Raw genomic sequence first — 1,518 nt, 5'->3', positions numbered from 1 at the left:
CACCAACTCCCGCAACGCCACCCGATCCGCCTTCGGAGCAGCCAGCTTCCCGGCCACGAAGTCAGCGATCAGTTGCTCCACGGTCTCCTCGGAATCGACCCGGTTCGACCCGATCACCCCGCGAGCACCCCGCTTGATCCACCCCGACACGTAGACACCCTGGACCGGTGCGCCGTCCTCGACGACCCGGCCCTGCTCGTTCGGGACCACACCCTTGGCCTCGTCGAAGGGCAACGCCGGAACCGGCTGCCCCCGGTAACCGATCGAACGCAGCACGAGCCCGGTTTCGAGGGTCTCCGTGCGGTCGGTCGTCCGAGCCGAGACGTGGCCGTTGTCGTCGAACAGTTCGTTGTGGGCGAACTCCACCCCGGTCACCCGGTCCTCACCCAGCACAGCGGTCGGGGAGGTCAGGAACCGGAACACGATCCGCTTGTGCTCGGGGTTGCGGGAAGCGTGGGCGTACTCCTCGGCCAGGGTGTACTTCAACCGCACCGACGGCTCCACATCCGGATCATCCAAATGCCCGCGACTGAGGTCGTCGAGGTCGAGGTCCTCGGCAGCGACCACCACATCGACATTCTTCAGATGCGCCAGGGCCAGGAACTCCGGGGAGGTGTAGGCGGCTTGCAGGGGCCCGCGACGGCCCAGGATCACCACTTCCTTGATGTTGCTCGCCCGCAGAGCCTCCAACGCGTGATCGGCGATGTCGGTCTTGGCCAGCTCATCGGGATCCAGGGTCAGGACCCGGGCGATATCGAGGGCGACGTTGCCGTTACCGACGATCACCGCCCGCTCCCCCGACAGGTCATAGGAACGATCGGCGTAATCGGGATGCCCGTTGTACCAGGCCACGAACTCCGTCGCCGACACACTCCCCGCCAGATCCTCACCCGGCACCCCCAACCGCCGATCGGTCGCCGCACCCACCGCATACACCACCGCGTGATGGTGGTCGAGGAGCTCCTCGTGGCTGACATGGGTACCGACCTCGACATTGAGGTAGTACTGCAACGTGTCGCGACGGAACGCGGACTCGAACATCGCCGACACCGTCTTGGTCCCCGCATGATCGGGAGCCACCCCCGCCCGCACCAACCCCCACGGCGTGGGCAGCCGATCGAACAACTCCACCTGGGCATCGGCCCGGCGCAGGATCGCATCCGCGGCATAACACGCCGCCGGACCCGCCCCCACGATCGCCACCCGCAACGTCCCCAGCGACTTCGGGGGCCGCGCCGGAGAGACCAGAGGCTCGATAGTGGACTCCAGCGGATGCCGCTGGAAATACGCCGCGTTGATATCCCGATACCGCGCCAGCGACGCCGACAGATCGTCCTCGGAGAAGATCGCCTCCACCGGGCACGCATCGACACACGCCCCGCAGTCGATACAGGTATCGGGATCGATGTGCAGCATCTCCGCCGACGCGAACCCCGGCTGATCCGGAGTCGGACGAATGCAATCGACCGGGCACTCGGAGACACAACTCGCGTCGTTACAGCAACGCTGCGTGATTAC

At 66.3% G+C, this 1,518-nt stretch carries 1 protein-coding gene; it reads right to left on the bottom strand.

What is annotated here, in order from left to right; all coding sequences use genetic code 11:
• Positions 1-1,518 (bottom strand): FAD-dependent oxidoreductase (locus tag ACFO0B_RS28500; protein ID WP_378616284.1); only part of this gene is annotated, 1,518 nt, incomplete at both ends.

The sequence above is a fragment of the Nocardia jiangsuensis genome (assembly GCF_042650385.1).
GTDB classification, from domain to species: domain Bacteria; phylum Actinomycetota; class Actinomycetes; order Mycobacteriales; family Mycobacteriaceae; genus Nocardia; species Nocardia jiangsuensis.
Note: the sequence above shows the minus strand (reverse complement) of the source record. Positions and strands in the feature narration are given on the sequence as shown.